General features: G+C 57.6%; 7 protein-coding genes and 1 tRNA gene. 6 read left to right on the plus strand and 2 right to left on the minus strand.

Going from position 1 to position 5,679, the window contains the following annotated elements; all coding sequences use genetic code 11:
* Positions 1 to 47: 47 nt before the first annotated feature.
* The 6 genes from KBY49_RS11665 to KBY49_RS11690 all read left to right on the plus strand — a co-directional run bounded on the left by KBY49_RS11665 (position 48) and on the right by KBY49_RS11690 (position 2,244).
* A tRNA-Pro gene (locus KBY49_RS11665) sits at positions 48 to 121 on the plus strand.
* A gap of 358 nt (positions 122 to 479) precedes the next feature.
* On the plus strand, positions 480 to 764 hold the full coding sequence (locus KBY49_RS11670) for a hypothetical protein (protein ID WP_254935002.1): 285 nt from the start codon (positions 480 to 482) through the stop codon (positions 762 to 764).
* A 248-nt stretch (positions 765 to 1,012) separates the two neighbouring features.
* Positions 1,013 to 1,402, plus strand: a complete 390-nt coding sequence (locus KBY49_RS11675; RefSeq protein ID WP_254935003.1) for a hypothetical protein — start codon at positions 1,013 to 1,015, stop codon at positions 1,400 to 1,402.
* Positions 1,403 to 1,569: 167 nt separating this feature from the next.
* Entirely contained in the window at positions 1,570 to 1,740 is a 171-nt protein-coding gene (locus tag KBY49_RS11680) for a hypothetical protein (RefSeq protein ID WP_254935004.1), read from the plus strand.
* On the plus strand, positions 1,733 to 1,891 hold the full coding sequence (locus tag KBY49_RS11685) for a hypothetical protein (protein WP_254935005.1): 159 nt from the start codon (positions 1,733 to 1,735) through the stop codon (positions 1,889 to 1,891). The genes KBY49_RS11680 and KBY49_RS11685 overlap by 8 nt, the downstream gene beginning before the upstream one ends.
* A complete protein-coding gene (locus KBY49_RS11690; RefSeq protein ID WP_254935006.1) occupies positions 1,891 to 2,244 on the plus strand; it encodes a hypothetical protein in 354 nt (117 codons plus the stop codon). Before KBY49_RS11685 ends, KBY49_RS11690 begins: the two co-directional genes overlap by 1 nt.
* 322 nt (positions 2,245 to 2,566) lie before the next feature.
* On the opposite strand, the gene KBY49_RS11695 is transcribed toward KBY49_RS11690, so the two are convergent.
* On the minus strand, positions 2,567 to 4,858 hold the full coding sequence (locus tag KBY49_RS11695; protein ID WP_254935007.1) for an AAA family ATPase: 2,292 nt from the start codon (positions 4,856 to 4,858) through the stop codon (positions 2,567 to 2,569).
* Positions 4,858 to 5,298 (minus strand): hypothetical protein, encoded by a 441-nt coding sequence (locus KBY49_RS11700; RefSeq protein ID WP_254935008.1) that lies wholly within the window; start codon positions 5,296 to 5,298, stop codon positions 4,858 to 4,860. The genes KBY49_RS11695 and KBY49_RS11700 overlap by 1 nt, the downstream gene beginning before the upstream one ends.
* Between the last annotated feature and the right edge of the window lie 381 nt (positions 5,299 to 5,679).

The raw sequence follows: 5,679 nt of genomic DNA on the forward strand, positions 1-5,679 counted from the left end.
ACCGACGCCAGCTGTGGCTGGCGGGCCGAGGGCTAAGTTGGGAAGGGCGGGGCGTGGCGCAGCTTGGTAGCGCGGGTGCTTTGGGAGCACTAGGTCGCAGGTTCGAATCCTGTCGCCCCGATTGACTAAACCAACTGCAGCGCAGTGGTTCCCGACTGCACAGCTTGCGACCTATGTGCACCCGTCGGCAGTGCGCGTCGTCAATCCGTCGGCAAATTCTTGAATCCACTGCACTGCAGCGCATCTCGGCTGAGCTTCATTCGTTTTGCACGCTTATTCCTGCCGACGCCTTGGCACGACTGCATTCTCGGCGAGTGACAGCGAGTGACGCAGCAACCCGCTCACGCCACACGGCTAAGCCACGTCTGCAGCAGCCCATGGAGGTCCTGCCCATCCACCAGGGCCGCATCCAGGGAAATCAACCTGTGGACATTTGAAAGGTGGCTGGCGAGACTGGGCCCAGAACCTTCTCAAAAGCCTTGGAAATCCTGCTTGTCTTGCTTCTAGTCCTGACCTGTGCTGCATTCAGCGGAAGGGTGGCTGAATCAAAAGGTCACGGAGGGCTCTCCTGGGGTATTAGCGGGCTTGTCTTTGGGCCGCTGGCACTTTTGGCGGCAATAGGTCTCTCTGATCTGAAGACCCGAAAATATCTTCGCCTTCTTGCAGAGCACCATGGAGCACTGGACGAGAAACTGCCCTCTCCTTCACCAATTGGAGATGAAGACGCAGAAGCTCAACGCCGTCGAATCCTGGGCAATAAGTAGGCCGGCATAGGCAGGAATTCCTTACACCCTCCGTAGACTGAATCACATCAGCCCGGGGGGGGGGTTGTGACAGCACCAAAAGGAAGGCTTGCATTGTTGGGTGAACTAGCCCTATTGGATCTTCGTAATGAGGCCCAATACGAGCGCTCATTAGCCAGGTTTCAGCCTGACGACGACCTACCCCATGCGCCGGAGTTATCTCCGCTGGATTCTGCGCAAGCACGCCGTCGCGCAATGGAGGTGTCGGTATGAATGACCTCGACGCAATGATCGGCCAGGCCCACGCTGAAGCTGAGCGCATCGAAAATGATGCCCGCCAGGTTGAGGCACGGATCGTTGGTTGTGGTGGTGTGCCGCCGCTACGGGCCTATGGCAAGCCTGTCTCTGGTACTGATGTAGGCCGCAATTTGACGCTAAAAAGCCTGCTGGCAAGGCGTGACCCAGCCTTGGCTGCGTTCCTAGGTGTGGGCTCTGACCTGCAGCGCCGTGAAGCTGAAGCCGCTGAAGCCCGGCAGGCAACTATCACCAGGATGCAGGAGGCAACTGAAGCCACCCGCTTGCATAACCAACAGCAACGGCAACACCTGGAACGGTCAAATTTGGCTGGTGTTAGCCCCACTACTGGGAGGCGCTGGTGATGTTGTGCCGGCCTCATCCAACAGCAGGTTGGTTGCACCTACAGCCCGCAGATTGGCGTGCCACCTTGCAGCGGCAACTGGATGCCAGAGATCGTCTTGATGATCCAAACCACACTGGCCCGGCACCTGCTTTTGTTAGCTGGGTAACCGGGCAGCAGATGCCTGCCTTGGCAAGGCAACCGCATTATCTCCAGCAATTCCAGCACCGGCTGGAGGAACTAAATCAACAGCTAGAAAACCTGCAAAAACAAATTGATGCAGGGCATTCCTACCTAGAACCTGCTGCTGGTAATACCCGCCGCGAGATCACCTGGCTGGAGGGGTTGCTGCATGGCTAAGGCTGAGAGCGTTCTCGAAGCAGCAGTGCGGATCACTGATGCCCGCTACAACGGCGCTGCAAGGATCCTGGCTGCCATTGCCGAGGTTGACCTGCCGTATCACCTGCGTGAGCGTTTGATGGAGCGCTTACGGGCCAATGGAGCGATCTAATGGCTGGCGCCAGCGTTACCTCAGCGCGTAAGGCAATGGCGCTGCGCTGGTTGCAGGATGGTTACAGCACCACCGCGATCGTGACCAAACTGGCCGATGCGCAGGGGATTAGCAGGCGTCAGGCAAGGCGGATTGTTGCCACTGCCCACGCTGAGGTGGTGGCCGATCTAACTGATGTAAGCGCCGCTGATGTACTGGCCGGGATCATCCATCGCCTTGATGAATCCGCACGGGTTGCAATGGAACGCCATCACCCAGCAGCAGCAGTAGGTGCCCTGCGACTATTGGCTGAGCTGGTAGTGATACCTAACCGCAACCAGCACCAACAACCCTATGGCAAGCGATGGAGATGAACCAGCTCTACCAAGCCGCCAAGGCCTTGGAGCTAGCTGCTGCTGACCTGGGTGGACTGCTGGATGGTGTTGATGATGCAGAGCTTGAGGCGCTGGTGGCTGCTTTTGGGCCGCCACGATCCACCAGAAGGAAAACCTCAATTCGCCGTGATAGGTGGGTCCAGTGGTTAGCGGGGTGCGCTGTTCGCGTTGGCAGACCTGTCATCACAGCAGTGACGCAATCACCCGAACCCTAGCGATAGCAAGGGGTTTGAAAACAGCCAGATTTTTGGACCAAGAAAAACTGGACACAAATGGCAGTTTTGTGCCGCAGTGATACAAATTAGCGCCGCTCCGGCCAATGTCTGTCATAGGTGTCACCCATCACATCAGCGCCACTGCCAACAGGTACTGGCGATGGATCAATGAATCCAGGTATGGGGGCTTGTACCGGCAAATCACCAAAGACGTCAATGACATCCAGTCGTGGCAATGGATTCAAGCGATTTGCTGAAGTAATGCCACTGATGCCACAACCAGTCCGTTCAACGGGTGGCATCAATGGCATCAAGTCGTGATGCCATTGGGATCCTTTGGTATCACTGAATGGCATCGGTGACATTGATGATTTTTCAATTTGAGCACTATGCAAGGCGCGATAGGTCGATTCATTGCCGGTGCGCGCGGACTCGATGGTTTCAATCTCCACCAACCGCTGAAGTGATCGCGTTACCTGTTGCGCCTCGGGGCATCTGCCACGGTCACCCCATTCAGCGCCAATGGCATCACAAACCTGGCGCCTAGTCATCCATTCATTACTGGCCTCAAGTGCATCCAGCACCTGCTGCTGAACATTGGTGAGTTTCTCGAGCTTGCTGGATTGCTTTTGCTGCTGTTGCCACTGGCCAAGGTCGCTGACCTTGCGAAAACTGTTGCCATCTCTTGCAATCACCAGGTCAAACCCCTCACCTGAACGCGCCTCACGAACCAACCGCCGTTCGGGTGATGCCTTGTCTGGCTGCCCATTGGCACCCGGCAGGTAGTGCATCGTCAAAACAGTGTTTGCGGCACCGGAGATGGCGCTGTGGCCACTTAGCGCCTCAACACCAACTAGGTCAGCGGTTTTGTTGCAGTGGTGAATCAACAGCAAGGTGCCGCCGTTGTCGATCACGGCCTGCTTCAGGTCGTAGAGCGTGGCACCAATCTCAGGATCGTTTTCCCCGTGTTGGAGCGAACGTCCGATGCTGCGCAAGCTGTCCAGTTCAACCACGGCGCCAGGGTTTGCTTTGACCGTTTCCAGCAGTGAATCAACATCTGGCTCCGTCAACCGGAAACTACGGGACCAAACCAGCGCAGGGTGATCCCATAAATGCAGCGCCTCCAGCATGTCGGCGGTGTCGCCATCGGCCTGGTCATCAGTGACCAAAATCACCGGGCGAGTTACTGAGGGCGCAGGAAAACCAAGCAACGGCTTGCCGGTCAACACAGCGGCAGCAATGGCAACAGCTAGTCGTGTTTTGCCGACCTTGGGCCTGCCGCCAATGATCGTCATGTCTACCGCTGGTACTAACCCAGAGAGCAGCCAATGCACCACGGGCTTTGGCATCGCGGCGCGGTCTGCTGCCGTCAATGATTTGAATCCACCGCCAGTAGCGCGATCCTTTGCCTCCATTACCCGCTGGGCAATCTCTTGTCTGTTGATGTAGGCGGCAAGTCCCAGATCCTTTGCTGCCTTCAACAGGCGGGCACGACGGCGCAAGCTGTTGCGTTCTCGGCTGGCTTGCACCACCACGCAACGGTCAAAACAAGCCATTGCCTTGGTATGCGACATAGGCCGAGCCTTGTGCTCCGGCTTGCTGGTTTTGGCTGGCTTGCTGTTGCTGCGCTCCACTGCTGTGGTGTTGGCCTTCACCCAGTCAGATGCTTGCTCTGGTGTCCAATCCGCATCAGCTAGATCCCAGCCCTTAGGAGCGTCGTCAGGGTTAGCGACTGCCTTCACGTTGGCGGCGCCGATGCCATCCAGCACCTGAGCCAATGCAGCCATTGCCTCACGGCCTGGGTCGTCGTTATCGGGCCACAGGACAACCTTCCGGCCTCGCAGTGGCGTGAAGTCGGTTTTGCTCAGTGCTTTGCAGCCACCGCTCCAACAGCAGGCGATAACGCCAGGCAGTAGTCGGCGAGCTGCGTCAAAGGTTTTCTCCCCTTCGACGATCAATACCGTTGCATCAGGCTCCTGCTGCAGCGACTGACTGAGCAAAAGCGGCCGCAGACCTTTTGGCGCGCGCCATATCCACCTGCTGCCGTCCCAGCTCAGTGGCAGGATGCGCTTGCCGGGGAAGCGGGTGACGACAAATGTGCCGCTGTAACGCCAGAAGGCCTCGGCGCCCCTGGTAGGTGGTTCTACCGGCTCATGCCTGGGCTTGTGCCGCGTAAAGGTGGCGGCGCGGTCGTCGGCTGTGTTGCCGGTGAACGCCCATTTGCCAACTACATCACCGGGCTTCAGCCCTGCTGGCGGGTGGTGTTCGCTGCCGTGATGGCACAAGACCAGGCTTGCGCTGATCCTGCAGTCACCGTCTTTGGTGCGGCTGCAAATCGGGCAAGGGTTGCCCTTACTGCTGGCGGTGAATTCGGCCATCACTGCACCTCACCGCTGAGATGGGCAGCAATGGCTTGCATCTCAGGCCACGAGTAGGTACGCGTCACGCCTGTTCCGCTTGGCGGCCTTTTAGGCCATAGCTGGCCACAAGCCGCTGCAACCTTGCGTGGTGCAGTGGCGCCAGCCCTTACCAACACCTCCCAGGTTTCTTCTTTGCCAAGCCAGTGCCGCAGCGTGCGGCTGCAGCGCACCTGTGTCGAGTGCAGCGTGGCTTCCTGTTTTTCTGTCTCATCGGCCGTAACAGCAACGCAATTACTGGCGTTTGCCGTGTTGTTTTGAGACTGAACTGCACCTGAGCGAGGTGTGGTATGTCCAAGGATTGTGCTGTCTAAGTCCAAGACAGCCTGAGATGACGCGGTGGCTACGATGGTGGTGAGATTGACCATCGATGAGCCGCCGTCAATGGCGGCTTTTTTCATGCCACTGCCTCAAGACAGTGATGGCCAAGGTGGTCTGGCTCTATTTGCGCCGCGATTGTGGCCATTGCCAGCTTGTGGCTGCAAGCACCAAGGTCATAAAGGACATGGCTATTGAGGTTGGTAGGTACTTTCCTTACCCAACACTCACCGGCAGGAAAGAGGCCCCTGCTGCGAAGGCGCAGCAAGGATCTTTCACTCATGTTTAAGGCGGCGGCAGCTTGACGCTGCGTAATCCAAGAAGACGGCTGCATTTCATAGAGCGCGAAACAGACAGGTCCCTTGTGCGGGGGTGGAATCTGTAACGCTCTCTCTTTTGTCAATTAAGGCGATACGATCGAGTCTCGCCAGTGAGCGTTGGCTGATAGCGACTCAATGAATGGG

It is taken from the genome of Cyanobium sp. WAJ14-Wanaka (genome assembly GCF_024345375.1).
Classification (GTDB): domain Bacteria; phylum Cyanobacteriota; class Cyanobacteriia; order PCC-6307; family Cyanobiaceae; genus Cyanobium_A.

Excerpts from the sequence above, each read along its gene's own strand:
- KBY49_RS11685 (WP_254935005.1), top strand. The coding sequence starts at position 1,733 with ATGGCTAAGGCTGAGAGCGTTCTCGAAGCAGCAGTGCGGATCACTGAT.
- KBY49_RS11700 (WP_254935008.1), bottom strand. The coding sequence starts at position 5,298 with ATGAAAAAAGCCGCCATTGACGGCGGCTCATCGATGGTCAATCTCACC.
- KBY49_RS11675 (WP_254935003.1), top strand. The coding sequence starts at position 1,013 with ATGAATGACCTCGACGCAATGATCGGCCAGGCCCACGCTGAAGCTGAG.
- KBY49_RS11695 (WP_254935007.1), bottom strand. The coding sequence starts at position 4,858 with ATGGCCGAATTCACCGCCAGCAGTAAGGGCAACCCTTGCCCGATTTGC.
- KBY49_RS11690 (WP_254935006.1), top strand. The coding sequence starts at position 1,891 with ATGGCTGGCGCCAGCGTTACCTCAGCGCGTAAGGCAATGGCGCTGCGC.